At 61.4% G+C, this 25,860-nt stretch carries 20 protein-coding genes; 10 read left to right on the forward strand and 10 right to left on the reverse strand.

The features are described 5' to 3' along the window. Nucleotides 1-181: 181 nt before the first annotated feature. Together secA and mutT are read left to right on the forward strand one after the other, a co-directional pair. Complete coding sequence (secA, locus tag ACG33_RS01760) at nt 182-2,914, forward strand: preprotein translocase subunit SecA (protein ID WP_066918191.1); 2,733 nt, start codon at nt 182-184, stop codon at nt 2,912-2,914. Further along, the gene (gene mutT, locus ACG33_RS01765; RefSeq protein ID WP_066918193.1) at nt 2,911-3,339 is read left to right on the forward strand and encodes an 8-oxo-dGTP diphosphatase MutT; all 429 of its coding nucleotides are present in this window, start codon (nt 2,911-2,913) and stop codon (nt 3,337-3,339) included. The genes secA and mutT overlap by 4 nt, the downstream gene beginning before the upstream one ends. A gap of 107 nt (nt 3,340-3,446) precedes the next feature. On the opposite strand, the gene ACG33_RS01770 is transcribed toward mutT, so the two are convergent. Both ACG33_RS01770 and ACG33_RS01775 read right to left on the reverse strand, forming a co-directional pair. Then, nucleotides 3,447-4,208 carry an ABC transporter permease gene (locus ACG33_RS01770; protein WP_066918195.1) on the reverse strand — a complete coding sequence of 254 codons (762 nt, stop codon included), beginning with the start codon at nt 4,206-4,208 and terminating at the stop codon, nt 3,447-3,449. Continuing rightward, nucleotides 4,205-5,131: an ABC transporter ATP-binding protein gene (locus ACG33_RS01775; RefSeq protein ID WP_066918197.1), complete on the reverse strand. Its 927-nt coding sequence runs from the start codon at nt 5,129-5,131 to the stop codon at nt 4,205-4,207. Before ACG33_RS01775 ends, ACG33_RS01770 begins: the two co-directional genes overlap by 4 nt. A 340-nt stretch (nt 5,132-5,471) precedes the next feature. On the opposite strand from ACG33_RS01775, the gene ACG33_RS01780 reads away from it, so the two are divergent. Beyond that, nucleotides 5,472-7,640: a prolyl oligopeptidase family serine peptidase gene (locus tag ACG33_RS01780; protein WP_083536351.1), complete on the forward strand. Its 2,169-nt coding sequence runs from the start codon at nt 5,472-5,474 to the stop codon at nt 7,638-7,640. A gap of 23 nt (nt 7,641-7,663) precedes the next feature. Here the strand turns inward: ACG33_RS01780 and yacG are convergent, their stop codons facing one another. Together yacG and zapD are read right to left on the reverse strand one after the other, a co-directional pair. Continuing rightward, entirely contained in the window at nt 7,664-7,858 is a 195-nt protein-coding gene (gene yacG / locus ACG33_RS15540) for a DNA gyrase inhibitor YacG (RefSeq protein WP_083536352.1), read from the reverse strand. Nucleotides 7,859-7,877: 19 nt separating this feature from the next. Next, entirely contained in the window at nt 7,878-8,690 is an 813-nt protein-coding gene (zapD, locus tag ACG33_RS01785; protein ID WP_066918199.1) for a cell division protein ZapD, read from the reverse strand. A 172-nt stretch (nt 8,691-8,862) separates the two neighbouring features. Here zapD and ACG33_RS01790 point away from each other — a divergent pair, with 172 nt between their 5' ends. After that, nucleotides 8,863-9,603 (forward strand): DUF481 domain-containing protein, encoded by a 741-nt coding sequence (locus ACG33_RS01790; RefSeq protein ID WP_066918201.1) that lies wholly within the window; start codon nt 8,863-8,865, stop codon nt 9,601-9,603. Here the strand turns inward: ACG33_RS01790 and ACG33_RS01795 are convergent. Next, on the reverse strand, nt 9,596-11,821 hold the full coding sequence (locus tag ACG33_RS01795) for a M3 family metallopeptidase (protein WP_237392664.1): 2,226 nt from the start codon (nt 11,819-11,821) through the stop codon (nt 9,596-9,598). The two genes, ACG33_RS01790 and ACG33_RS01795, sit on opposite strands and share 8 nt — an antisense overlap. 926 nt (nt 11,822-12,747) lie before the next feature. Here ACG33_RS01795 and ACG33_RS01800 point away from each other — a divergent pair. Continuing rightward, nucleotides 12,748-13,326, forward strand: coding sequence for a PEP-CTERM sorting domain-containing protein (locus tag ACG33_RS01800; protein ID WP_168159991.1), 579 nt, complete (start codon nt 12,748-12,750; stop codon nt 13,324-13,326). Nucleotides 13,327-13,472: 146 nt separating this feature from the next. On the opposite strand, the gene ACG33_RS01805 is transcribed toward ACG33_RS01800, so the two are convergent. Genes ACG33_RS01805 through ACG33_RS01815 form a run of 3 tightly spaced genes read right to left on the reverse strand, consistent with a single transcriptional unit; the run spans nt 13,473 to nt 17,153 of the window. Then, nucleotides 13,473-14,678, reverse strand: a complete 1,206-nt coding sequence (locus ACG33_RS01805; protein ID WP_066918205.1) for an exo-beta-N-acetylmuramidase NamZ family protein — start codon at nt 14,676-14,678, stop codon at nt 13,473-13,475. Continuing rightward, a complete protein-coding gene (locus ACG33_RS01810; RefSeq protein ID WP_066918207.1) occupies nt 14,675-15,316 on the reverse strand; it encodes a DOMON-like domain-containing protein in 642 nt (213 codons plus the stop codon). Before ACG33_RS01810 ends, ACG33_RS01805 begins: the two co-directional genes overlap by 4 nt. 7 nt (nt 15,317-15,323) lie before the next feature. Next, on the reverse strand, nt 15,324-17,153 hold the full coding sequence (locus ACG33_RS01815) for an ATP-binding cassette domain-containing protein (RefSeq protein ID WP_066918209.1): 1,830 nt from the start codon (nt 17,151-17,153) through the stop codon (nt 15,324-15,326). 133 nt (nt 17,154-17,286) lie between these two features. On the opposite strand from ACG33_RS01815, the gene ACG33_RS01820 reads away from it, so the two are divergent. Further along, nucleotides 17,287-17,502 carry a hypothetical protein gene (locus ACG33_RS01820; RefSeq protein ID WP_157071628.1) on the forward strand — a complete coding sequence of 72 codons (216 nt, stop codon included), beginning with the start codon at nt 17,287-17,289 and terminating at the stop codon, nt 17,500-17,502. Nucleotides 17,503-17,520: 18 nt separating this feature from the next. On the opposite strand, the gene crcB is transcribed toward ACG33_RS01820, so the two are convergent. Then, nucleotides 17,521-17,907: a fluoride efflux transporter CrcB gene (crcB, locus tag ACG33_RS01825; protein WP_066918214.1), complete on the reverse strand. Its 387-nt coding sequence runs from the start codon at nt 17,905-17,907 to the stop codon at nt 17,521-17,523. A 329-nt stretch (nt 17,908-18,236) separates the two neighbouring features. On the opposite strand from crcB, the gene ACG33_RS01830 reads away from it, so the two are divergent. The 4 genes from ACG33_RS01830 (at nt 18,237) to aguA (ending at nt 23,734) form a co-directional block, all read left to right on the forward strand. Then, a complete protein-coding gene (locus tag ACG33_RS01830) occupies nt 18,237-19,175 on the forward strand; it encodes an FAD:protein FMN transferase (protein ID WP_168159992.1) in 939 nt (312 codons plus the stop codon). Nucleotides 19,176-19,271: 96 nt separating this feature from the next. Further along, entirely contained in the window at nt 19,272-22,175 is a 2,904-nt protein-coding gene (glnE, locus tag ACG33_RS01835) for a bifunctional [glutamate--ammonia ligase]-adenylyl-L-tyrosine phosphorylase/[glutamate--ammonia-ligase] adenylyltransferase (protein WP_168159993.1), read from the forward strand. Between the two features lie 38 nt (nt 22,176-22,213). Continuing rightward, complete coding sequence (locus ACG33_RS15545; protein WP_083536354.1) at nt 22,214-22,417, forward strand: zinc-finger domain-containing protein; 204 nt, start codon at nt 22,214-22,216, stop codon at nt 22,415-22,417. A gap of 78 nt (nt 22,418-22,495) precedes the next feature. After that, entirely contained in the window at nt 22,496-23,734 is a 1,239-nt protein-coding gene (aguA, locus tag ACG33_RS01840; RefSeq protein WP_083536355.1) for an agmatine deiminase, read from the forward strand. A 16-nt stretch (nt 23,735-23,750) separates the two neighbouring features. Here aguA and ACG33_RS15980 read toward each other — a convergent pair whose 3' ends face one another. Beyond that, nucleotides 23,751-25,832, reverse strand: a complete 2,082-nt coding sequence (locus tag ACG33_RS15980) for a TonB-dependent receptor (protein WP_066918219.1) — start codon at nt 25,830-25,832, stop codon at nt 23,751-23,753. Nucleotides 25,833-25,860: the final 28 nt, after the last annotated feature.

Consider the following 25,860-nt stretch of genomic DNA (forward strand, 5'->3'; position numbering starts at 1 on the left):
GGGACGGATATCGCATCCACCGCGCCGTCTGCGGAAAAGCCGCCTGCGGATTAAGATGGGGTGTCGGGCCGGCCGCGGCTTGCGGGTAAAACACCGGCGGAATTTTATCCGCCTGCGTTGAAAAACGGTGTGGGTGTACAATAACCGGCTTTCTCCCCTGCTCATTCTTCGGAGTTCCAGCGTGGCGAATTGGTTTGCGCAGCTGTTCGGCAGCCGTAATCACAGGCTGTTGGGCACTTACACCCGAAATGTCAGCTGCATCAACGCGCTGGAGGAGTCGCTCAAGACGCTGAGCGACGTGCAGCTGCGGGGCAAGACGATTGAATTCCGCGAACGACTGGCAGCGGGGGCCTCCCTGGACAGTCTGCTGCCGGAAGCTTTTGGCGTCACGCGCGAGGCAGCCCGGCGCGTACTGGGCATGCGCCACTTCGACGTGCAGCTGATCGGCGGCATGACCTTGCACCAGGGCAAGATTTCCGAGATGCGTACGGGCGAGGGCAAGACCCTGGTCGCGACCTTGCCCGCCTATCTGAATGCCCTGCCTGGCAAAGGCGTACATGTCGTCACCGTCAACGAGTACCTGGCTCAGCGCGACTCGGAATGGATGGCGGCGGTGTACCGGTTCTTGGGGCTGACGGTCGGCGTGATCAAGAGCGGCCAGTCATCCGAGGAGAAGCGGGCCGCCTATGCCTGCGATATCACCTACGGCACGAACAACGAGTTCGGCTTCGACTATCTGCGGGACAATCTGGCATTCCGGCTGGAGGATCGTGTTCAGCGCGAATTGTTTTTCGCCATCGTCGATGAGGTCGATTCCATCCTGATCGACGAGGCGCGTACGCCCTTGATCATCTCCGGACCGGCGGAAGAAAGCACCGAGCTATACGTCAAGATCAACGCGCTGGCACCACGGCTCGGGCGCCAGGAAAGCGAAGAGGGCGAAGGCGATTACTGGGCCGACGAGAAGTCGCGGCAGGTCCACCTGTCCGATGCCGGCCACGAGCGCGCCGAGGAACTGATCGTGGAGACAGGCCTGCTGCAGCCGGGTGAGAGTCTGTACGACGCCGCAAACATTCGCCTGATGCATCATCTCAATGCCGCCTTGCGGGCGCATTCCCTGTATCACCGTGATGTCGAGTACATCGTGCGCAACGGCGAAGTGATCATCGTCGACGAATTCACCGGCCGCACGATGCCGGGACGGCGCTGGTCCGATGGACTGCACCAGGCGATCGAGGCGAAGGAGAACGTGCGAGTCCGTGAAGAAAACCAGACCGTCGCCTCGATCACCTTCCAGAACTATTTCCGCATGTATTCGAAACTGTCCGGCATGACCGGCACGGCGGATACCGAGGCATTCGAATTCCAGTCCATTTACGGACTGGAGGTGGTCGTCATTCCGACGCACCGGCCGATGATTCGCAAGGATCTGTCCGACTTCGTGTACCTTACCCAGAAAGACAAGTTCGAGGCGATCATCGAGGATATCCGCGACTGCGTCGCGCGCAGTCAGCCCGTGTTGGTGGGAACGACATCGATCGAGACCTCGGAACTGCTGGCCGGCCTGCTGCAGAAGGAAAAAATTCCCCACGAGGTGCTCAATGCGAAGCAGCATGAGCGCGAGGCGAGTATCGTGGCACAGGCCGGTCAACCAGGCAGCGTGACCATCGCGACCAACATGGCCGGCCGAGGCACGGACATCGTGCTGGGCGGTAACTTGGAAGTGGAGCTGCAGAGTGTCGATCCGGCGGATGAGACGGGCCGGCTGAAAGTACGCGAGGCGTGGCAGCAACGGCACGATGCCGTGCTTGCGGCCGGCGGCCTGCACATCATCGGCACCGAGAGACACGAATCGCGGCGTATCGATAATCAACTGCGCGGACGTTCCGGCCGGCAGGGCGATCCGGGTTCCAGCCGCTTCTATCTGTCGCTGGAAGACAATCTGATGCGGATATTCGGTGATCCGCAGCGTACCAAGCGCTGGCTGCAGACCGCCGGCATGAAAGAAGGCGAAGTCATCGAAAGCCGCATGCTGTCCAAGCAGATCGAGCGTGCTCAGCGCAAGGTCGAAGCGCATAACTTCGATGCCCGCAAGAATCTGCTCGAGTACGATGACGTGGCGAACGATCAGCGCAAGGTCATCTATCAACAGCGCAGCGAACTGATGGCGGCGGAGGAGATCGCCGATGCCATCTCGGGCATTCGCCGTGAAGTGGTGAATGCCATCATGGATCGGTTCGTGCCGCCCAACAGTCCCGAGGAAATGTGGAATGTCGAGGGGTTAACCGAGGCGATCGAACGCGATTTTGCAGTACAGGTTCAGCCCAGGCAGTGGCTGGAGGCGGACAAGGAACTGGTGGAGGACGGGCTGCGGGCGCAGCTGCTTGCCGAACTCGAGGAGGCGTACCGACAAAAGGAACAGGCGTACGGGGTGGAGGCGGTGCGCTATGTCGAGAAGGCGGTCATGCTGCAGCAGCTCGATTCCCACTGGCGTGAGCACCTGGCGGCAATGGATTATCTGCGCCAGGGCATCCATCTGCGCAGCTATGCGCAAAAGAATCCTAAGCAGGAGTACAAACGCGAGGCATTCGAACTGTTCTCAGCCATGCTCGATCGCATCAAGCATGATACGGTTTCGATGCTCTCACGCATGCAGCTGCGTACCCAGGCGGATATCGACGCCGAGGAAGAGGAGCGTCAGCGGCGCTTGGCGCGAGCCATGCAGTTTCAGCACGCGGCGCCCGAGCAGCTCACCGCGCAGCCCGAACAGGGACCGCTTGCCGAGCCCCGCGCTGCCGCGCCGGTTGCGCAGTTTGTGCGTGAGACACGCAAGGTCGGCCGTAACGAGCCCTGTCCCTGCGGATCGGGACGCAAGTTCAAGCACTGTCACGGCGCATTGGCGCGCGAAGGTTGAATGCCCCCCGCCCCGCGGCGGTAGACGCCGCGCTCGATGTCGTAGCCGGCGCGCTGTTCGATGCCGGCGGCCGGGTGTTGATCGCCCAGCGCCCGGTGGGTAAGCCGCTGGCGGGAAGCTGGGAATTTCCCGGCGGAAAACTGGATCCGGGAGAAGCACCTTACGACGCGCTGGTGCGCGAGTTGCACGAGGAACTGGGCATCGAGGTGCAAGCCGCTGTACCCGTGATCAAGTATGAGTATGCCTACCCGCAGCGGCGTGTAAGACTCGATCTGTGGCGAGTGATTCGCTTTCGCGGCGAGCCGCAATCCCTGGACTTGCAGGCCTTGCGCTGGGCGAGGCTCGATGAACTCGAGTCGGTAAATCTTCTGCAGGCCGATCTGCCCATGATCCCGGCCTTGCGGGCAGCATTCCCCTCCGCATGAAGCATCGAGCGCGGCTTCGGAGGCATCCGCAATGGCATGTCTGGAATCATGCCTGGATCCATGTTCGGAGCCAGGCTCGGAGAGCCTGCCTTGGCTCTCGATGAGGCTCATGTCTTGAGCCGATACCCCGTCCTGAAGATCCAGCCGACGAGCAGCAGGCAGACCAGCATGAAGACGGCAGTCATGCCCAGACTCAGGACGACGCTGACGTCTGCAATTCCGTAGAAGCTCCAGCGAAATCCGCTGATGAGGTATACGACCGGATTGAACAAGGTGATTTTCTGCCACAGCGGCGGCAGCATGCTGATGGAATAGAAACTTCCACCCAGGAAGGCCAGCGGCGTCACGATCATGATCGGCACGACCTGCAGCTTTTCCCAGCCGCTTGCCCAGACGCCGATGATGAAGCCGAACAGGCTGAAGGTCACCGAAGTGAGTATCAGGAAGGCGATCATCCAGGCAGGATGGGCGATCTCGAAGGGCACGAACAGGCGAGCCGTGACCAGGATGATCAAGCCGATCAACACCGACTTGGTCGCTGCCGCTCCGACGTAACCCAGCATGATCTCGAAGTAGGATACGGGTGCAGACAGCACTTCGTAGATGGTGCCTGCATAGCGAGGCATGTAGATGCCGAAGGAGGCGTTGGAGATGCTCTCGGTCAACACGGACAGCATGATCAGGCCGGGCACGATGAACGCGGCGTAGCTGACGCCCTCCACCTCGGTAATGCGCGAACCGATCGCAGCGCCGAAGACCACGAAGTACAAGGACGTGGAAATGACCGGCGAGAGCACGCTTTGCACCAGCGTGCGAAACCAACGGGACAGTTCAAAAAAATAGATAGCGCGCACGCCGTAAACATTCATTTGTGCCGGCCCACCAGGTTGACGAAAATTTCTTCGAGTGAGCTTTCCTGGGTATGAAGATCCTTGAAATCTATTTCTAGATCATTGAGTTGCCGCAGCAGGTGAGCGATGCCGGTGGTATCACCATGGGCGTCGAAGGTGTAGATGAGATTGTTGCCGTCGGCCGACAGCGTCAGCGGCTGATCGGCGAGCGAGGCCGGAATCCGTTGCAAAGGACTTTGCAGATGGAGCGTCAGTCGTTTTTTGCCGAGCTTGCGCATAAGAATATGCTTGTCTTCCACCAGGATGATTTCACCATGATGGATGATGCCGATACGATCGGCGATCTGTTCGGCTTCCTCGATATAGTGTGTCGTCAGGATGATGGTGACGCCGTTCGCGCGCAGGGAACGGACCATTTCCCACATGTCACGCCGCAGTTCCACATCCACACCGGCGGTGGGCTCGTCCAGGAACAGGATCAGCGGCTCGTGCGACAGCGCCTTCGCGATCATTACGCGCCGTTTCATGCCTCCGGACAGGGCCATGATCCGGGTGTCTCGCTTGTCCCACAGCGACAGGTTGCGCAGGATCTTTTCCAGGTAAGCCGGATCGGGACGCCTGCCGAACAGGCCGCGGCTGAATTTCAGCGTATCCCATACGCTCTCGAAGGCATCCGTGAACAATTCCTGGGGAACGAGTCCGATCTTGGATCGTGCCGCACGATAGTCGCGAACGATGTCATGGCCGTCGGCCAGGACAGTGCCGCAAGTCGGCTTCACAAGGCCGCATATGATACTGATCAGGGTGGTCTTGCCGGCACCGTTCGGACCCAGCAGGGCGAAGATTTCGCCGCGCCGGATATGCAGATCGATGCCCTTGAGCGCCTGAAATCCCGAGGCATAGGTCTTGACCAGATTCGAGACCGAGATGGCCGGCTGCACGTTTCCTCCGTATGTCGAGGCCGAAAGAGGGATTTCCGGCCGTCGTGCGACGCCGGTCCATTATAGGAGGTGATCGGTGCCGCGGCGTGAGGCGCCGTTGCGGCCGATGTCATTCAAAGTGCCGTTTGGAAGAGGCGCAGGATCCTCCCGTGGTAATGCCGTCCGAGCCGGTATGCGATGTCGGGAATGGCGAAGGACTGTGGCCCGTTGTTTCTCTGGTTGCTGAAAGTCGATCCATCGGCCTGCATCGTTCGTGCGTCTCGCTACACTCATGGGGAACGCCATATACACCGCGTAGTCGGAAATAATGCAGCTCTGAACAATCGTCGAGGGCAACATCATGAAAAGAGTGCTGACACTGGCTGCCGCGGGCGTCTTGTCCGCCTGCGGCGCCCGGCCGGCCGTGGTGCCGGGATCCCCCGGTGCGGCAATCTATCCTGAGACGCCTCGTGGCGAGCACTTGGACCTGTATCACGACGTGCAGGTTGCGGATCCGTATCGCTGGCTGGAAACCGATGACGAGCAGACGCGCCGCTGGATCGAAGCACAGAACGCACTGGCACAGCCCTACCTGGAATCCATCCCGGCGCGTGAACGCATCAAGAACCGTCTGACGCAACTCTGGAACTACGAGCGTCAAGGGCTGCCGGCAAAGTACGGCGGCCGCTATTTTTTTCTGCACAACGACGGATCGCAGAATCAAAGCGTCCTATATGTGAAAGAGACGGCTGATGCCGTGCCGCGCGTCGTGCTGGATCCCAATACGTTCAGCGCGGATGCGACGGTCGCGCTGGGGGAATTCGTGTCCAGCCCCGACGGGAGACGGGTTGCCTACAGTCTGTCCGACGGCGGCACGGACTGGCGCAGCTGGCATGTGCGCGACGTGGAAAGCGGACAGGACCTGCCGGATGAATTACGGTTCATCAAGTTCGTGCCGGTGGTCTGGACGAAGGATTCCCGCTCGATGTATTACGCCCGGTATCCGCAACGCATCGACGGCCACGAAGATGATACACGGCAGCGGGAAATCTTTCGGCATCGGCTGGGCGAGACGCAGAACGAGGATGAACGGATCTTTGTAGTCACCGATCATCCGACCCGCAATCCCTTCGTGCAGATGTCCGACGATGGCCGCTACCTGATCATCTGGTTGTACGACGGATCGCAATCCACCGGAATCTATTATTTTCCGCTCGCCGAGGATGGTTCGCCCGGCGATCTGGTGCGCCTGTTCGATAGCTTCGACGCCGATTACCGGTTCGTGGCGGAAATCGACGATGTTTTTTATGTGTATACCACGGCACACGCACCCAATGCGCGACTGATCGCGGTGCCGGCTGCGGGAAAGCGAAACAAGAAAGGCGATCCGGAGCAGGCGCCGGTGTCGACCGAGCCGCTTGGCGTGCGGGTGATCGTGCCGGAGAAAAAATTTGCGATGGCCGAGGTGACGATCGTCGGCGGACGGATCATCGCTCAGTATCTGCAGGAGGCTCATTCGCTGGTGCAGGTGCTGGATCTGGATGGGCAACCTCTTTATCAGGTGAAGCTGCCCGGTCTGGGTCAGGCAGCGGGGTTTGCCGGCGATGTCCAGGATCCGGAGACGTTTTTCATCTACACCGATTTTTTGACGCCTGCCTCCGTCATCAGGCTGGACGCCGGCAGCGGCCGAACCCAGATTGTACATACGCCGCGGCTCGAGGCCGACATGGGGCAATTTGTGACCGAGCAGGTGTTCTATTCCAGCAGGGACGGCACACGGGTGCCGATGTTCATTACGCACCGGAGGGACTTGCAGCGGGATGGGCAGGCACCGCTGATGCTGTATGGATATGGAGGATTCGGTATACCGCTGCAGCCGGAGTTCAGCGTGCCCGTCCTGGTATGGTTGGAAATGGGCGGCGTCTATGCGGTCGCCAATCTGCGCGGCGGTTCGGAATACGGCGAGGCCTGGCATAGCGCAGGGACCAAGCTGCAGAAACAGAATGTCTTCGATGATTTCATTAGCGCCGCACAGTGGCTGATCGAGAAGAAATATACCTCCACGCCCAAGCTTGCGATCCGGGGGCGCAGTAACGGCGGGTTGCTGGTCGGCGCCGTCCTGACGCAGCGGCCCGAACTGTTCGGGGCCGCGCTGCCGGCTGTCGGCGTATTGGACATGCTGCGCTATCACACGCCGAATTCGAACGCGCGCCAGTGGTCCAGCGATTACGGCTTGAGCGAAAACGCAGCCGAGTTCGCCGCCCAGTATGCCTATTCGCCGGTGCACAACGCGCATCGAACCTGCTATCCGCCGACGCTCGTGACGACGGCCGATCGGGACGACCGCGTTGTGCCGTGGCATAGCTACAAATTCGCCGCGGCGCTGCAGTACGCTCAATCCTGTGCGAAGCCGATTCTGCTTCGGGTGGAAACTCGTGCCGGACACGGCACCGGCAAGCCGGTGTGGATGCAGATCGAGGACTACGCCGACCAGTGGGCGTTCCTGGTGAAGTCGCTGGAAATGAATTGAGGGTCCGCGGCCGATTCTTGCGATCAGCTCTCGGAAGATTTCGACCCGTCCTCCGGATCGGCGTGTTCGCCTGGAATCGCATGCTTCCCGGAAGCCCAGGCGCCTAAATCGATGAGTTTGCAGCGTTGGCTGCAGAAGGGGCGCCAGGGCGATTTTTCCGACCATTCCACCCGTCGATTGCAGGTTGGGCAAGCGGTATTCGGTGCTGATGTCGACACGCTGGAACCGGTGGCGGGCTCAGGTGCAGGTCGTGAGCAAAAACGCGATATCGTCCTGCGTCTGGACCGGACGCGAGTTGATGTCGGTCCATTCCATGAAGCGGATACTGCAGCGGTGATGGCTGCCGCTGATTTCGGGAAACAGCGCCGTATCGGCCGGTAGCGTGATGCGCAGGAGTTGGCAGGGATTGTCACGTTCGAAGGCCAACTGAAAACCGCCGCCTGCGGCGGTTTCCGGCCGCGAGCGGGCGGCTTCCCGGGTGAGCCAGAGCAATTCGGTGACGGCGTCGCAGAGTGGGCGAATCGTCGTCATCCAGTCCTGGAAGGCCGCGGACCGAACCTCGAACGGCCGGTTCAGCCAATGACGATAGTCCGGTAGATCGAATTCGCAGGTTCCGCCGGGAATCGTGCTGCGATGTTTGATCGAGTTGAGAAACTCCGAATCGCGCAGGCGCTGCATGAACAATGCGCCGGCGGCGTTCAGCTCGGCGCGCAGTCTGGCAAGATTGGATAACAGCGATTGCAACCGTCCTGCGTCCACCCCAGGACGCGTCTGATAGTCATGCATTATTGACATCTGGCGCTCGAGTTCCTTGAGCACTTCGCTGCGAATGTCCCCGCGCGCGGTGATGGCCAGGATTTCCAGCAATGAATTCATCGCTGCACGCGTCGACCAGGCGTCTTCGCATTCTTCGTGATACAGCATTTGCTGGTACAGAAAGTCCAGCCGCAGGAATGTGCGCATCCGCTCGTTGAGCGGCTGTTCGTAAACGACACCGGATGCAACTCCCCGGGCTGCGGGATGCGGCGATTTGCGGTCGGGCGAGCTCATCCTGCGGATTGTGAAGCAGTCTTGCGCTGTTTAGAAACATTTTTTGACAGTTCCGCTGATTTGTGTAACGTCCGGCCGGGACGGCGGCTGTGGGCTGGCCAGGATGCCCTTTTTGTAACCCCGTGATTCGCGTATAAAGGCGCCCTCACCAGCACTGCAGGAGTTTTATCCTATGCGCTATCGGATTAGCCTTGCCCTCGTCGCGATCGCCGCGCTGACAGCGGGTTCCCCGGTTCGTGCCGATTGGACCGGGCAAGGCGAGGCGGGTTTGGTCATCTCCGGCGGCAATACCGAGACCGAAACCGCAAATGCCAAATTGAAGTTGGCAAACGAGATAGGCAAATGGAAACATTCCTTCGGCCTGGCCGGATTGTATGCATCAGACGATGCCGGCACGACAGCGCAACGTTGGGAAGCCTTTGGACAGTCCGATTACAATTTCTCGGATCGTACATTCTGGTTCGGGGCAGGTCGTTATGAGGATGACAAGTTCAGCGGCTTCGAATATCAAGCGACGCTGTCGAGCGGTCTGGGCCGCAAGTTTATCGATACGGAGGCGACCCAATTCGTGGGTACGGCCGGCGTCGGTTATAAGTTCTTCGAAACGCGCGATGCATTCGACGATGCCGGTGTCCTGGTGGAATCCGGTGACAACGATAGCGAGGTCGTCTTCCGCGGTACGCTTGCGTTCGAGCATGCTTTCAATGCTTCCACCAAGCTGATCGACGCGTTTGTCACCGAAGCAGGCTCTGACAATACCTACCTGCAGAACGACCTGACCTTGCAGGTGAAAATGACCGATGTGCTGGCGTTGGCACTCGGATATTCGGTACGCCACAACACCGATCCGCCCATGGGTTTCAAGAAAACCGACACCTTGACGACGGTCAATCTGGTATACGAATTCAAGTAGACGGTATTTTTTCCTCCTCGAGGGCCGAGCCGCCGCCGGTGAGGCCCCGGGATTCCAGCAGCGGGACGATGTCGGGCCGCTGACCGTAGAAATCCTCAAAAATCGTCAGCATGTCGGCGCTGAAACCCTTCGAAAGGATTTTTTGCCGCAGATGCTGGCCGCCGGCGCGTGTCAGCCCTCCATGGGTTTTGAACCAATGCACGGTGTCGGCCGCCAGTACTTCGCTCCATATATAGGCGTAGTAGCCCGACGAGTAACCGATGGGCGAGGCGAAAATGTGTGAAAAATAGGTCGAGCGGTAGCGCGGCGGCACTGGAGGAAAGTCCATACCGGCGGCTTGGAGCGCGGCAGCCTCGAATTTCTCCACTGCGGATTGCGGCGGCGTTTTGCCGGCGGGTAGCTGGTGCCAGGCCTGGTCCAGCATCGCCGAGGCCAGGTACTCGGTCGTGCCATAGCCCTGATTGAACTTGCTGGCCGCCAGTACTTTGTCCATCAGGGACTGGGGCATCGCCGCGCCGGTGCGGTGATGCTTGGCATAGTTCGCCAGCACTCGTGGCTCGATCGCCCACATTTCATTGTACTGCGAGGGATATTCGACAAAGTCACGCGGCACGTTCGTGCCGGAAAACAGCGGATACGCCACGTCCGAGAACAGGCTGTGCAGGGCATGGCCGAATTCGTGAAATGCCGTGGTGACTTCATCAAAAGTCAGCAGCGTGGGCTGGCCTGCCGGGGGCTTGGGCACATTGAGGTTGTTGATCACCACCGGCCGTGTACCCAGCAGGCGTGATTGATCGACGAAGGTGCTCATCCATGCGCCGCCGCGCTTGTTGCTGCGCGCATACCAGTCGGCCATGAACAAACCCAGGGTAGAGCCGTCGGCATCAAAGACTTCGAAGACGCGGACGTCTTCATGATAGGTGGGCAGGTCCGTGCGTTCCTTGAACGTTATCCCGAAGAGCTCCGTTGCCGCGAACAGTACGCCGTCGCGCAGAACCCGCTCCATTTCGAAATAGGGCCGTACTTCGGCTTCGTCATAGGCGAATTGCGCTTTCCGGACCTGTTCAGCGTGGAAATCCCAGTCCCAGGCTTCCAGCCGGAAGGATTCGGTGCCGTTTTCCGCAGCCTGACGGTCGATCAGCTGCTGTATGACGGCCGCCTCCTTTTTGGCGTTCGCCATGGCGGGCGGAGCAAGCTGCTTCAACATGCCGTCCACGGCGCCGGTCGTCCCGGCCGTTTCGTCTTCGAGCACGTAGGCTGCATGGTTCGCATAACCTAGCAGCGCAGCGCGCTCGGCGCGCAGCTTCACGATCTGCGCCACCAGGCCGGTAGTGTCGTAGGTTCCCCCCCAGCCGCGCCCGATGGAAGCGCGGAAAATACGTTCACGCAAGGCACGACTTGTCAGTTGCGACAGCGGCGGTTGGCCGGTGGTGTTCAGCAAGGCGATGACCCATTTGCCCGGCATGCCGCGCGCCTTCGCCGCTTCGGCGGCGACTGCGATTTGTTCATCCGTGAGTCCGTCGAGCTCGGCGCGCGAGTCCACGACGATTGCGGCGGCGTTGACGCCGTTGAGCACCTGCCGGCGGAATTCGGTGGTCGAACTCGAGAGCTGCTCGTTCAGTTGTTTCAGTGTTTCCTTATCGGTGTCCGAGAGCCTGGCGCCGGCGCGCACAAACAGCGTCTCGTAACGTTCCAGCAGCCGCAGGGATTCAGCGTCCAGGCCCAGCGTGGCGCGGCGTTCGTAAAGATCGTGTACGCGGGCATACAGCGCGGGATCCAGGAAGATCGCATCGGTATGCGCCGCGATCGGCGCCGCCGCCCAGCTTTGGACATCCTCGATCACGGGGTTCGTGTTGGCTGCAGCGAGATTCTCGAACACCGCCTGCACGCGCGTCAGCAGGCGTCCCGAACGCTCCATGGCGAGGATGGTGTTTTCGAAGCTTGGAGCGGCCGGATTGGCGGTGATCGCCGCGATTTCCTCGCGCTGCTGCGCCATGCCGGCGATGAGGGCAGGCTTGAAATGTTCGTTCTTGATGCGGTCCAGCGGCGGAAGCTGGTACGGGAGCGTGCTTTCCCGTGCGAAAGGATTGTCCGATGGCAGCGTGGTCGTGGTCGTGGTCGTGGTCGAGGCGTAGGTCATGGGGATTCCGAAGATGGTCGTCGCTGCCAGAAGCAGCGTGGTGATCAGCAGGGATGTCGAGCGTGAAACGTTGCCCATGATATTTCCTTTCATTGCCGGGCCGGCCAAGCCTCGCTGCGGGGACGGCCCGGCCGGGTCCGATCGCCTGCTCGGCCAATACGCCAAGCCTGATCCGACAGGGTTGCAAATACGTGGGTATAGCTCAAGTCGATTGTCGTTCGATCGGGCCGCGAGGTCGAGATTTCGCAATGGCCGCTCCCGTTTCCCGTCCGGCTCCCGGAGGATAGCGGAACATTGCCGCCGCTGATCACAGGCGCGGCGGCGCTCGATGAGACGGGAACGGCTCGGCGCACTGCGCACCGGATGGCGCTGCCATGGGTTTCTGCATTGGTCATGGAGCGGTTCATCGTAATGCCCGCGCCGCCGTGCGAACGCTCGGTCCGATGCCGGGAATTTTTACAAGCTTCACGCCTGTTTGACTCGCCTCGCTTTGCGACGAAGCACAAATCGTGACGGGTTCCTCATCGCCGGTGTGAGCTGTTTAACACCCCGCCGTCCATCATGGTTCATGGCAAGGCGCCGGTGCGTCAACAGATGCGTCTGGACAGTGTTTTTGTCGCATATGCTTACAGAGCTGGTATGGAACCCGCGCAGAATGGCCGGTAATGAACGTTGGACCGAAGTTTGCATTGCATTGGTCAGGCTGAATTTCCTGGTTGAAGACAATGCGAAGACGCCGATCGATTCTATTGCTCGTTCTGATTCCGAGCGCGCTGGGTGTTGCTGCCTTGAGCGATGTTTGGAGCGGATCGAATACCCGTATGGATGAATATACCGCCTCCGTATCCGCTGCCGGACCTGGTTTCGGAACCGGCGTGTTCAGCCAGGACCCGTGCGTTTCGGATCAGATGTCGTCGACATGCATTCATGCAGATGCAGGTGTGCAAGCTGGATATCCGGAGCTGGATTTTGCGGATCAACACCACGGATCCGATCGTCGGTGGATGGGGAGACCCGCGGGTGAGGAAGGAGAAGCCGTCTCGCGGCTGGCGCGCCTGCATGCGCCTTCGCCGGGGAGCGATCCGGAAGCGGCGACCGCGGACGAAGCGGCATCCGCAGACCGACCGATCCGATTCGCGGACATGGGCGGCCTGCGTGGTAGCGGCGCGGGCGCCAGGGCAAAGCTTGTACCGGATGAGCAGGGAACAGCGGCTGAAAGGTCACCGCCGGCGGATCATCCTGGCGCAGATCCTGTCGAGCCTGCCGCTGATACTTCCGCGGATTCGCATCCGAATACCGGCTCGGACACTGAAGAACAGCCGTCGCTACCGGTACAGAATACGGATACGGCTCGGGATACGAACTCGGATGCAGGCCGGGGAGCGCACCCGGGGATGGACGATGAACCGGGGCATGGAGACGGGCATCCGCCGGCATCCTTCTATCCCGTTGATCCCGAGCATCCGCCGGTGCAGGTGCCCGAGCCGGGTACGCTGGGATTGCTGATCGTCGGTCTGTTGGGATGTGCCGCTCGCCGTAGGACGGTTCGCAGGGCCGGGTCGAGTACGAATTACCAGGCCTGAGTCACCGTCGGCGCCGGAGCGTCATCCCGGGCACCATTGCCGGGCAGCCGGTCACAGGCGCGGTGGCGCCCGATGAGACGAAAACGGCCCGGCGCACGGTATACCGGACGGTGCAGTCGGCCCGGTGGCGGCGCTCGAGGCTGCATTCAGCGATACAGCAGAATGTCCTCGCGTTCCTTGCACCAGGCCGCTTCATCGCGCCCCGCCAGCGTATCCAGATCTGCGGCCGTCGCAGCAGCATCGTCCACCCACTCCCGCAGCAGAGGGCTGCCGTTGATCAAGTCGATCGCCAGGCGCTCATGCTCGTATTCATAGGGAAAATCACGCCATAATGCGTAGTCCGGATACATGCGGCGCAGTGCCTTGAAAGCAAGCGCCTGCAACCGCCAGGGCTGGAATCTGCGATGATCGTAGCTGCCGGTCTCCACATGGATCTGCAGCCCCGCACAAAGCTGTCCGGCATGCTTGTGGAACGAAGGCTCGAACCAACAGGGCCGCAGTTTGCATCCTTGCAGCCATTGGGGTGCCAGATTCTGCATCTGTGCGACTAGTACGCGTGTGTCCAGATCCGGTGCGCCGAACAATTCCAGCGGCCGGGTCGTGCCTCGCCCCTCCGACAAGGTGGTGCCTTCCAGCATCACGGTACCGGCGTAGCAGCGCGCCATCGAAAGATTCGGTGCATTGGGGCTGGGATTGATCCAGGCACGCGTGCCCAATGGCCAGCCGAAGCCGGGACCTTGCTCGGGTTTCCATCCCTGCATGACAATGACCCGGTAGTCGACATTCAGCCGCAAGGTTCGGATGAACCAGTGCGTCAGTTCCCCGAGGGTCAGGCCGTGGCGCATGGGCAGGGGGCCGGCGCCGACAAAGCTTTCCCAGCCTGCACGCAGGCGCAGTCCTTCGACGGGCCGTCCCGTAGGGTTGGGACGGTCGAGTACCCATACGGATTTACCGTATTCAGCGGCCGCCTCGAGCACATAGCGCAGCGTGGTGATGAAGGTGTAGATGCGGCAGCCGAGGTCCTGCAAGTCGACCAGCAAGACGTCGAAGCTGTCCATCATGGTGCGGGTGGGGCGGCGTACGTCGCCGTACAGGCTGAACACCGGGATTCCGTGTACGGGATCCTCGAAATCGGCCGATTCGATCATGTTGTCCTGTTTGTCGCCGCGCAGGCCGTGCTGCGGACCGAATGCCGCCGTCAAGTGCAGGGATTCGATTCGTGCCAGCGCGTCCAGCGTATGGGTCAGGTCTGCGGTCACCGATGCGGGATGCGCGAGCAGCGCGATTCGCCGGCCGGCCAGTTCGGTACGCAGGTCAGGCTCGCTCAACAGGCGGTCAACGCCGAATTTCATCCCATTCTTCCCGGTGCCGGTGCCGGTGCCGATGCCGGGGGCAGGGGGAGCTGCGCCACGAAACCTTCTGCACAATGGAAATCGGGCCTGCCGAGTGGATGCGCCAGGGCCCAGTAGCTGATCCGCCCCTGCAGATCTTCCAGCACGGCTGACAGGCCTAGAGACAGGCATGGATCAGCGCCGCCGGTTGCCGTTCTATCGGCAATCGTTGCATTCTCACCGGCCGCCGGTTGCAGATACGGTATCAGCGGATCCAGCTGAACCACCACGTCCGTTTCGAGTTGCTGCAAACGCCGCCGGCATACGATCCGCGGTGCCGGTTCGGGGTGCAGCGCGCGCATGCCGGCACGATAGTCGTCAAAACGATAGATGGCCCACGTCCTCGACGGCGAAAAATTGAATTCCAGATAGGCGGATGCGGTCTCGGGGGCGATGAAGGCTTCGAAGCAGGTATGCCGCCATAGTTCATCGACGTGGCAGGGAGGCTGCCGGGGCGGTAGCCGCAACCGGTCGATATCGCCGTCCAGCCTATAGTGGAAGACGGTCCGGCCCTGGCCCAGGGTATCGATGCGCACGGTGAAGCGTTGCACGAAGTCGCAGGGTGTTGCCGGATGACAGATGAGGGGCAGGGCGGGCATGTTCGGATTATGCGCCGTTCCGGGAATCGACGAGATTCGATCGGGCTTCCAACTCGCTCCAGCGCTCGAACCGTTCGTTGAGCCGGTGCTCGAGATCCTGTGCCTGGCGCCGATCCGCCTTGATCCGCTCGCTACCTTGCTTGTGATACTCCGCACTGCTCATGTGTTCGGTGAGCGTACGCTGCTGTTGCTCGAGATTTTCGATTTCGGCGGGCAGCGCTTCCAACTCGCGTCTTTCCTTGTAGCTGAGCTTGGCCGGTGCTGCGATGCGCGTGGGCGGCGGCAGGCCGGCTTCGTCAGAGCTTTCCTTCCTGAGCTTGGGCGGTTGCTGTGCTACAGGGCGTTGTGCCAGCCAGTCGCTATAGCCGCCGACGTACTCCTGCCATTTGCCGTTTCCTTCCGCGACCAGTGTCTGGGTCACCACATTATCCAGGAATGCGCGGTCATGGCTGACCAGCAGCAGAGTGCCGCCGTAGCCCTGCAGAGTCGACTCCAGCAGTTCGAGCGAGTCGATATCCAGATCGTTCGTGGGCTCGTCCATGACCAGCAGGTTCGCGGCGCGGGCGAACAGTCGTGCCAGCAGCAGCCGGTTACGTTCGCCGCCGGACAGCGCCTTGATCGGTGAACGAGCACGTTGCGGGGTGAACAGGAAATCACCGAGATAACTCATCACGTGCTTGCGCTCACTACCGATCTCGATCCAGTCGGATCCCGGACTGATCGTTTCAAGTACGGATTTCTCGGGATCGAGCTGGTCGCGCATTTGGTCGAAGTAGGCGATCTGCAGGTTCGTGCCCAGGCGAACCGAGCCCGAATCCGGTTCAAGCTTGCCCAGAATGAGCTTGATCAGGGTGGATTTTCCGGCGCCGTTCGGACCGATCAGCCCGAGACGATCGCCACGCTGGATGCGAAGCGAAAGATTCTGCACGATGCGGCGCTCGCCGAAAGACTTGCCGACCCCTGCCAGCTCGGCGACCAGCTTTCCGGAGCGATCGCCGGAATCCAGGCTGAGCTTCACCTTGCCGAGCTGTTCGCGCCGCGCGGCGCGCTGCTCGCGCAGTGCTTCGAGTCTGCGCACACGGCCCTCATTGCGAGTGCGCCGTGCTTCCACTCCACGCCGGATCCAGGCTTCTTCCTGCGCCCAGAATTTATCGAACTTGCGATTTTCGATGCCTTCGGCGGCAAGTTGTTCGCTCTTGCGCGCTTCATAAACCGCGAAATTTCCGGGATAGGAGCGTAGCAGCCCGCGATCGAGTTCCAGGATGCGTGTCACCACGCGGTCCAGGAAGGTGCGATCGTGCGTGACGACGATCGCGGCGGGACCCTTGATCAACAGATCTTCCAGCGCTTCGATGCCGCCGATGTCGAGATGATTGGTGGGTTCGTCGAGAAGCAGTAGATCCGGCTGTAAGCTGAGCGCCAGCGCCAGCGCGGCGCGTTTGCGCTCGCCGCCCGAGAGGTTTTGGGGCGCGCGATTCGGCGTGACGGCGAGCCGGTGCAGATACTCACCGAGTCTGGCGTCGATGCGCCAGCGTTCACGGTCATCGGCGATTTCGTCCAGCCGCCCGCGCAGGACCAGGCTGTCGCGAACGTCGGCGGCCGGCGGCAATTCGGGCTCCTGCTCGATCAGCGTTACGCGCAAGCCGTCCTGCCGAACCATTTCGCCGTCATCCAGTGGTGAGATTCCGGCAATGATTTTCAGGAGAGACGACTTGCCGGTACCGTTGCGGCCGATGAGCCCGACCCGTTCGCCTGCATCGATCGTCAGGGATGCGCGGTCCAGCAGCGGATGCAGGCCATAGGCGAGTTCGGCGTTCCTGAGCGTCAGCAGTGGCATGGTAATGAATGGGGCGAGGAAGGCGGTGAGCGCGGCAGTGCATCATACCTGCTTGCCCCGCGTCGAGGCGCACCGGTCCGGCGGTCGTGCGGCAAGCGTGAGCCCGGGGTCTGTTTCGGGCATCATGCGCTTCATGAAGATCGCAAAGCCGTTGTTGCTGGTCACGACGCCCATCGGCCTGGCCGGCGGACTCTACGAAGGCTGGCAGCTGGCGGGCGGCCTGGTGGTCGCCATGGCGGCGTTGATCGGCGTGATCGCGGTCGCGCTGGGATCCATCGTACTGACCATCCGACGTGAGCGCGCGGCGCAGGAGCAGAGGAACAAGGAGGCAGCTGCCGGCCCGCAATGATTCACGGGTTCGGCATGCTCATGGTCTGCTGCCGGTGCCGGCCAGTTCAAAACCTATCCATAGCGCCATCATCGCGGCGAGAATACTGAACAGGACGTTGGCGCCGGCCAGAAGGTGTTCGCTGCGTTTCAGCAAATACAGAGTTTCCAGTCCGAAGGCCGAAAATGTCGTGAAGCCGCCGAGCAGACCCGTGAAGAGCAGCAGCCGGGTATCGGGGGAGAACAGATCGTGCTTCGCGATCATGCCCGCCAGGATGCCTGCGATCAGGCAGCCGAGCACGTTGACACAAAAGGTTCCCAAGGGGAATTTCCAGCTCACACTATGGTGCAGCACCCAGCCGGACAGCTTGTAACGGCCGACCGCACCTGCGGCACCGCCCAGCGCGACCAGTATCATCGGTTTCATTGCCAATCTCCCGCGCCGCTGATGAATGCCTCCGGTCACCGTCGCCATTATTGCAGAGCGGGCGCCGAGGGAGCGACATGCCTACGCAACCCGCATGCAGTCCAGATCGACAGCCTGAGGGGCGGTGCAGGGGCACGGCCCTGCCGTTGACCGCTTGTTCCGGAAGATGATGAATGTGCGGGACGGTACGATATGAGTATTGCGAGCATGTTGTCGACCAACAATTCCTGCGGGTTCCTATGAATCGATCGATCTTTCTATTGTGCGCCGCCCTGGTCCTCGGAGGATGCGTCCGGGCGCCGGTCGAATTGGAAATTTCCGGGCCTACCATGGGAACGAGCTATTCGATCAAGATCGTGGCGCCGCCGGCGGATGTGGATACCGCCGCGGTGCAGACGGTCATCGACGATGTCCTGGCACGCATCGACCGATCCATGTCGGCCTACCGCGGTGATTCGGAGATTTCCCGCTTCAATGCATCGCACTCGACAGAATGGTTCGAGGTATCAGAGGATCTGGCGAATGTCGTACAGGCGGCGCTGCAGTTCAGTGAGGACTCGGGCGGCGCCTTCGACGTCACGGTGGCGCCGCTCGTGGCGGCCTGGGGTTTCGGGACTGCGGAGAGGACGCCGCAGTCCCTGCCTGAACCTGCGGCACTCGATGCCCTGCGCGCCAGCACCGGGTATGAAAAGCTGCAGGTCCGTATGCGGCCGCCGGCGCTGCGCAAGACGCTTGCCGAGGTGCAGATCGACTTGAATGCGATCGCGCCGGGTTATGCAGTCGATCAACTCGGCGGGCGGTTTTCGTCACTGGGCATCAAACGCTACATGATCAATATCGGCGGGGAAATACGCGTGCAGGGCAGCAATGCGCAGGGCGCTGTATGGAAAATCGCCGTCGAGCGGCCCGTGGATGGCGAAACCATACCGTACGCGATCATAGGATTGAGCAATCTGGCGATAACCGTATCGGGTGAATACCGGCGTTACTACGAAATCGATGGCCGGCGATATTCCCATACCCTGGATCCTCGTACCGGCCGGCCCGTCGAGCACTCGCTGGCTTCCGTTGCCGTGATCGGCCCGACATCGATGTACACCGACGGCTGGGCAACCGCTTTGAACGTGCTGGGTGCGCAAGCGGGTTATGACCTGGCGATGCAGCGCGATATTGCGGCCATGTTCATCGAGCGGCGGGATGGCCGGCTGCGATGGCGAGCCACGCCGGATTTCGAGGCACGCCTGAACTGGCCGGATATCGATGAATGATGTACAGCGCCGCGCTTGGACACCGATCCGGTTCGTCCGCCGGCGGGTCATGCGCTCGTGACGGGGTGATGAATGGAAGGACGCCTGGATGTCGATATGACGCAAGACGCAAAAGGCGCACCACCTGACTGGCCACGGCGGCTGGCGGCCGAGAGTGCGCAACGCCTGACGGCCGCCTGCGAGCGTGCTCCGCAAGTCTGGGCGCGGATCCTTGCATGTGAGGCGGTGCGGGAGTCGTTGCCGCATGTCTGGGCGTGCAGCGAATTCGCAGCAGCCAGTTGCAGCCGCGACCCGTCGCTGCTGGAGGGGCTGCTCGAACGGGGCGATCTGCTGACGCAGGTCGATGAGTCCTGGATCGCCCGGCAGCTTGCCGCCGATGTCGATGGGGAGGACGAGCCGGCGCTCATGGAGTCGATGCGACTGTTTCGTCGGCGTCACATGCTGCGCATTGCCTGGCGCGATATAGCTGGCTGGGCCGGCCTGGACGAAACCTTGCGGGATCTCTCCCTGCTGGCGGATGCCTGCGTCGAATTCGCCTACCGGCGGATGTATGCCGCAATGATGGCGCGATACGGTACGCCGCGCGGCGCCGAAACGGGCGAGGCACAGCCGCTGCTGATCCTGGGCATGGGCAAGCTAGGCGGGGGTGAACTGAATTTTTCCTCGGACATCGATCTGGTTCTTTTGTATCCGGAGGAGGGTGAAACCGACGGGCCGCATCCGGTGGACAATGCGGAATTCTTTCTGCGGCTGGGGCGGAAACTCGTGCAGCTGCTGGCGACGCACACGGTCGACGGCTTCGTATATCGAGTCGACTTGCGCCTGCGGCCGTTCGGAGACAGCGGCCGGTTGGCCGTGAGTTTCGGTGCCTTCGAGCATTATCTGCAGCAGCATGGCCGGGATTGGGAGCGCTATGCCTACGTCAAGGCACGTGCCTTGACGGCGCTGGAGCAGTATCCGGCGCTGTACGATGAGGTGCTGCGTCCGTTCGTATATCGGCGCTACCTGGATTTCGGGGTATTCGAGTCGCTGCGCGATATGAAGGCCATGATTTCCCGCGAAGTGAAGCGTCATGACATGCAGGACGATGTGAAACTGGGGCCCGGCGGCATCCGGGAGATCGAGTTCATCGTTCAGGCGCTGCAGTTGATCCGCGGAGGCAGTGATCGCCGCCTGCAAAGCCAGGAGCTTCGCAAGGTGCTGCCGCGGCTGGTCGGGCGGCGGTTGTTGCCGGCGCAGACGGTCGAGGAATTGCAGAATGCCTACGGCTACCTGCGGACCGTGGAAAACCGGCTGCAGCAGTGGAATGACGAGCAGACACATCGCTTGCCTGACGATGAACGCGCGCGCGCGCGCCTGGCCTATGCGCTGCACGCTCCGGACTGGGAAGCGCTGATGCGCGATTTGAATACTCATCGCGAATGCGTCATGCGCTGTTTTTCGCAGATCGTATTCGGCCCGGTGGATAGCGAGGCCGGGCAGCGCAGTTCACCGGTAAGGTTCGATCTGGACATGGCCGCCGCGGAGCGCCTGCGTAGTCTGACCTCATTGGGATTCGAGGAGCCGGCGGCTGCCGGCGATTTACTGGAACAGCTGCGAGCCGGCGCCTATTACGGCCGACTGGACGCGACCGGACGGCGCCGGCTGCATGAACTGCTGCCGCGATTGCTGCCTGGGATCGCACGCTGTGCCGCACCGGCGATGGTATTGGCGCGCATTTTGCGCATCTTGGAGAGAATCGGCGGACGTACGGTCTACCTTGCGCTGCTCAACGAAAACAGCATGGCGATGCGCCGCTTGATCGATTTATGCGCGCAAAGCCAATTCCTGACGGATCAGATCGCCGCGCAGCCGCTGCTGCTCGATGAGCTGTTGGACGCGCGGCTGCTGGAGGAATCATTGACGCGGGCGCAGTTTGCGGAGGAACTCGCCGGCCTGCGCATGACGATGCAGGGCGAGGATCCCGAGCGCCAGGTGGAAATTCTTCGGCAGTTCCAGAGCGCGGCGATATTTCGTGTTGCGGTGGCCGACCTTACCGGCCGACTGCCATTGATGAAAGTCAGCGATCGTCTCACCGATATCGCCGAGCTGATCGTTCAGGAAGCCCTGGCGCTGGCCTGGTCCCAAATGACGGCGCGTTATGGAACGCCGGCGTGTCTGGACGAGGACGGTCGCGAGCGGATACCGGGCATGATGGTGGTGGCCTATGGCAAGTTGGGTGGGCTGGAACTGGGCTATGGATCGGATCTCGATCTGGTCTTTCTGCATGATTCGAGCGCTGGCGCGCAGCGTACGCAAGGACCGCAGATCGTGGACAACGGCGTGTTTTTTCAACGCCTGGGTCAGCGCCTGGTGCATCTGCTCACGGTGCATACCGGGGCCGGACGCTTGTATGAGGTGGATACCCGGCTGCGCCCCGGCGGCAACCGGGGGCTGCTGGTACAGTCGCTGGCGGCGTTTCGCGACTATGAATTCCAGGAGGCTTGGACCTGGGAACATCAATCCTTGCTGCGGGCGCGGGCGATCGCGGGCGATGCGCCGCTGCGCGAGCAGTTCGAGACGGCGCGCATCGAGATATTGCGCCAGGCGGTGAGACGCGACGATCTGCAGGAGGAAGTACGCAGGATGCGCCGGCGCATGCGCGAAAATCTGTCGAAGGCGCGCCCCGGCCAATTCGATCTGAAACAGGATGCCGGCGGCGTTGCCGACCTGGAATTCCTGGTGCAATTCTGGATGCTGAAATGGGCCGACCAGTATCCCGAGATCGTGACCTTCTCGGACAATATCCGCCAGCTGGAGAGCCTGGCCTCCGGAAATCTCGTACCACAGTCGCGGGTGGATTTCCTGGTGAATACCTATCGACGATATCGCCAGCGGCTGCACCGTCTGTCGCTGGAGGGGCAGGATAGCGTGGTGAGCGATACGGAATTCGTGGATATTCGCCGCGGAATCGTCGAACTCTGGGACGAGGTCATGCGTGAGGCGGGTAATCTGCGATAATCACCGCATCGCATCCAGCATGTCCGAGGCCCGCCATCATGACCACGCACCAAACGACCGCGAAGCGTGTCCAATCCAACACTGAAAGCCACTATACGGTCACCCTTGATGATGTGCCGCTGGCCTGTCCCATGCCGGGGATGCATTTGTGGAATTCACATCCTCGTGTATTCCTGCCCATAGAAAAAAGCGGCTGGGCGAAATGTCCGTACTGCAGCGCCGAGTACACACTAAGCCGCTGAGATCGGCGGTCCTGTCATGTCTGCAGAGCGGATATGGAGTTGCGCTGTGGAGTTGCGCCGAGGCGCTAAAATGTCGGGATGACGACGACACTTGCCGCGACTCCCGCCGCCGACGGTTTTCACATGCCCGGCGAATTCGAGCCTCATGCCGGATGCTGGATGCTCTGGCCCGAGCGTCCCAGCAACTGGCGCTCGGGCGCCAAGCCGGCCCAGGCGGCTTTTGCCGCGGTGGCTGCCGCTATCGCCACGGCTGAACCCGTGACGGTGGGGGCATCGGCTGCGCAGTACGTACACGCGCGCTCGATGCTGCCGGATGCGATCCGTATGGTGGAAATGAGCAGCGGTGATGCCTGGATGCGCGACGTCGGCCCGACGTTCGTGGTGGATGGACACGGTGGCGTACGCGGCGTGGACTGGCAATTCAATGCCTGGGGTGGGTTGAACGGCGGCCTGCACTGGCCTTGGGATCAGGATGATCTGGTGGCGCGCAAGGTGCTCGAGGTCGAGGGCGCGGCGCGTTATCGTGCTCCATTCGTGCTGGAGGGGGGCGCCGTTCATGTCGACGGCCAGGGCACCTTGATCACGACTGAGGAATGTCTGCTGAACCCCAATCGTAATCCACAGCTGGATCGTGGCCAGCTGGAAATTCTGCTGCATGAATATTTGGGCGTAACTCAGATCATCTGGCTCGGCAATGGTGTCGTGGATGACGAGACCAGCGGGCATGTCGATAATCTCTGCTGTTTCGCACGGCCTGGCGAGGTGGTGCTGACCTGGACGGACGAGCGGCGGGATCCGCAGTACCGGATCTCCAGGGATGCCTACGAGCGATTGATGGATGCACGCGATGCGCAGGGCCGTGCATTGAAGATACATAAGTTGATGCAGCCCAAGCCCATGTATCGCCGGGCGCAGGACGTAAAGGACATCGACCGGGCGGAAGGAAATTTACCGCGAAGGGAGGGCGAGCGGCTCGCAGCTTCTTACGTGAATTTCTATATCGCGAATTCCACCATCGTCATGCCGCTGCTCGACCGGCGGTACGACCGGGAGGCGGCGCGCTGCCTGCGGAATATTTTTCCCGAGCGGCGCATCATCGGTGTCCAGGCGAGAGAGATTTTGCTGGGCGGCGGCAATATTCATTGCATCACCCAGCAGGTGCCGCGGCCGGCCGCGGTCGAACAGGATGCACCGACGGTCGCGATGACGCAGCGCAGCGCTGCGGCCGGACGATCGCGTTCGGCGGGATGCGGCATCCGCCAAGAGGCCGCAGCCAAGTCTTCACGCAAGGGTCGAACCCGTCTCGCGGAGGACTGAGGCGCCGTTCTGTGATCTACGGAGATCGATATCCCATTTCCAGGAATACCGTGCGATCGCGCCCTGGAAAATATCGATAGCTGCCGAAAGCGAAATCGGCGCGGTCGGCATAGGCGCGGTCAGTGAGGTTGTTGACTCGCAGGGTTGCACCCCAGGACGAATTCACGTCCCAGCGCAAACGCAGATTCAGCAAGTCATGTCCGCTGTATTCGCGGGCGTTGGAAGCATCGACGTAATAGCGGCCGATGGATTGCCATTCCAGTTCGGCGCGTACCCGATCCAATGGACGCCAGCTCAGGTGTGTGGAGTTGATGTGCCGGGGGGCCGTGTCCATATCGCGTCCTGCGATGATGATCTCGCTGCCTTCCACGATATCGTTCGCATAGCGATGCTTCGCATAGGTGCCGGCCAGCGACAGCGACAGGATATCGGCCGGTAGCCAGGACAGTTCATACTCGATACCTTCGTGATCCGTGCGTCCGTTACTGACGTTGAACGCATTGGAATCGCGGAAAATGACATGATCTTTTTCCATCGAGAACAAGGACAGCGCATAGCGCAAGGAGGAAAAGCCGCCGCGTGCGCCGATCTCGATGTTGCTGATGTGCTCGGCATCCAGGTCTGCGATCGATTGCTGACGCTGTAGACGATACAGTTCGTTGGTATCGGGGGCGCGATAGCCGCGCGTATAAGCAAGATAGACGGTATGCCGATCGCTGATCGAGTAGGCGAGGCCTAACTTGGAGGTGACATTCGTGAAGTCATCACTGCGATCCGCCGGACGATTGAACAGGCAATCCGCCGGTTCGCAACGGGTCCCGTCATCGCGGGTATTGCCGGCAAGCATGCGATTGTCGTAGTCGTAATAGACGTATTCGGCGCGCGCGCCGCCAGTCAGCTTCCAGTTTGCCGCAAAAGGCTGTTCGAATTGAGTAAACAGAGCGGCCACCGTGCTTTGGACTCGGTAGTCGTAGTGCTTGCCGGCCGGGCGGATGGCGTTTGCCGCAGGGGCTCCATCGGTTGCGGGGCCCGCCTGCGTTTCCTTGAGAAAGCCGTCGGCCCATTCAAGGTCCATGCCGGCGAGGATCCGGGTGTTGCCGAATGCAAGGATATCCAGTGCAGTGAGGATGCCGATCGAGTCCTGACCGTTCTCTTCCAGGGGTTTGCCGACCAGGAAATGCTGCAGGAATTCCATGCGTGAATGGCGCAGGTAGGGCTGTACCGACAGCTGCAGGCGGTCGTTCAGCGAACGGCGGTATTCGGCGCTCAGACGCGCCGCATAGGCATCTCGATAGGCTTCCGGGTTTGGATTCGAGCGCGCAAGGCGTTTGTTGCGGTAGGCGTTCTCGCCCTGGATGAATCCGGCAGTGTCCTGATTCAGGTTGGTCGCCGCCAGTCTGAGAGCGAACGTGCCTTGTGAGAGTTGGCGCTGCAGCTCCAGATTGAGCTTTTGCTCCTTAAGCCCCGAATCATCGCGCCAGCCGCCGTCATGTGTGGCCACAAGGGTGCCGCCATAAGCGGTGGCGCCGTGATGACTCAGCGCCAGCTTGCCGCGATAGTAGTCGTCCGGCCCGGTTTCCAGCGCCAGGCCCAGGGCCGGGAGTTGATCGGGTGCCGCCTGGATGATATTGATCGCACCGTGCATTGCACCGGAGCCGTATGCCACCCCGGCGGGGCCGCGCAGCACCTCGATCGAGCGCGCCTGCTCGGTGTTTATTTCGAACATCTCGTTGACATTGCAGAAACCGGTCGGACGAATCGGGATGCTGTTTTCGAGGAACAGGAATACGCCGCATGAGCCGGGCCCCGAAAGCACGGGCGAGCGGATCGCGGTGAGGCTTTCCTGGCCGTTATTGCGCTGGATCATGGCGCCGGCAGCCCGGTTGATGATTTCGACATGATGTGTGGAACCCACCAGCGAGACTGCATCATCACCGATCAAGGAGACGCTGCCGACGAAATCACGCAGCGGCTCGGCGGTGCGGGTCGCCGTGACGATCACTTCGTCCACGCGCCCGGCGAGACTGATTTCGGGTGCCGCAAACAGTGTGCCGACGGGAATCAGGGCACCGAGGAGGGCGCATAGAGGCCGTCGCACGCAGTGGCCGGCAGGGGGCGCTATTCCA

Origin of the sequence: Steroidobacter denitrificans, assembly GCF_001579945.1 — a bacterium.
In the GTDB taxonomy this organism is placed as follows: Bacteria; Pseudomonadota; Gammaproteobacteria; order Steroidobacterales; family Steroidobacteraceae; genus Steroidobacter; species Steroidobacter denitrificans.

Excerpts from the sequence above, each read along its gene's own strand:
- ACG33_RS01770 (WP_066918195.1), bottom strand. The coding sequence starts at position 4,208 with ATGAATGTTTACGGCGTGCGCGCTATCTATTTTTTTGAACTGTCCCGT.
- ACG33_RS01780 (WP_083536351.1), top strand. The coding sequence starts at position 5,472 with ATGAAAAGAGTGCTGACACTGGCTGCCGCGGGCGTCTTGTCCGCCTGC.
- zapD (WP_066918199.1), bottom strand. The coding sequence starts at position 8,690 with ATGAGCTCGCCCGACCGCAAATCGCCGCATCCCGCAGCCCGGGGAGTT.
- ACG33_RS01790 (WP_066918201.1), top strand. The coding sequence starts at position 8,863 with ATGCGCTATCGGATTAGCCTTGCCCTCGTCGCGATCGCCGCGCTGACA.
- ACG33_RS01795 (WP_237392664.1), bottom strand. The coding sequence starts at position 11,821 with ATGGGCAACGTTTCACGCTCGACATCCCTGCTGATCACCACGCTGCTT.
- ACG33_RS01800 (WP_168159991.1), top strand. The coding sequence starts at position 12,748 with ATGGGGAGACCCGCGGGTGAGGAAGGAGAAGCCGTCTCGCGGCTGGCG.
- ACG33_RS01805 (WP_066918205.1), bottom strand. The coding sequence starts at position 14,678 with ATGAAATTCGGCGTTGACCGCCTGTTGAGCGAGCCTGACCTGCGTACC.
- ACG33_RS01810 (WP_066918207.1), bottom strand. The coding sequence starts at position 15,316 with ATGCCCGCCCTGCCCCTCATCTGTCATCCGGCAACACCCTGCGACTTC.
- ACG33_RS01815 (WP_066918209.1), bottom strand. The coding sequence starts at position 17,153 with ATGCCACTGCTGACGCTCAGGAACGCCGAACTCGCCTATGGCCTGCAT.
- ACG33_RS01820 (WP_157071628.1), top strand. The coding sequence starts at position 17,287 with ATGAAGATCGCAAAGCCGTTGTTGCTGGTCACGACGCCCATCGGCCTG.
- crcB (WP_066918214.1), bottom strand. The coding sequence starts at position 17,907 with ATGAAACCGATGATACTGGTCGCGCTGGGCGGTGCCGCAGGTGCGGTC.
- ACG33_RS01830 (WP_168159992.1), top strand. The coding sequence starts at position 18,237 with ATGGGAACGAGCTATTCGATCAAGATCGTGGCGCCGCCGGCGGATGTG.
- glnE (WP_168159993.1), top strand. The coding sequence starts at position 19,272 with ATGACGCAAGACGCAAAAGGCGCACCACCTGACTGGCCACGGCGGCTG.
- ACG33_RS15545 (WP_083536354.1), top strand. The coding sequence starts at position 22,214 with ATGACCACGCACCAAACGACCGCGAAGCGTGTCCAATCCAACACTGAA.
- aguA (WP_083536355.1), top strand. The coding sequence starts at position 22,496 with ATGACGACGACACTTGCCGCGACTCCCGCCGCCGACGGTTTTCACATG.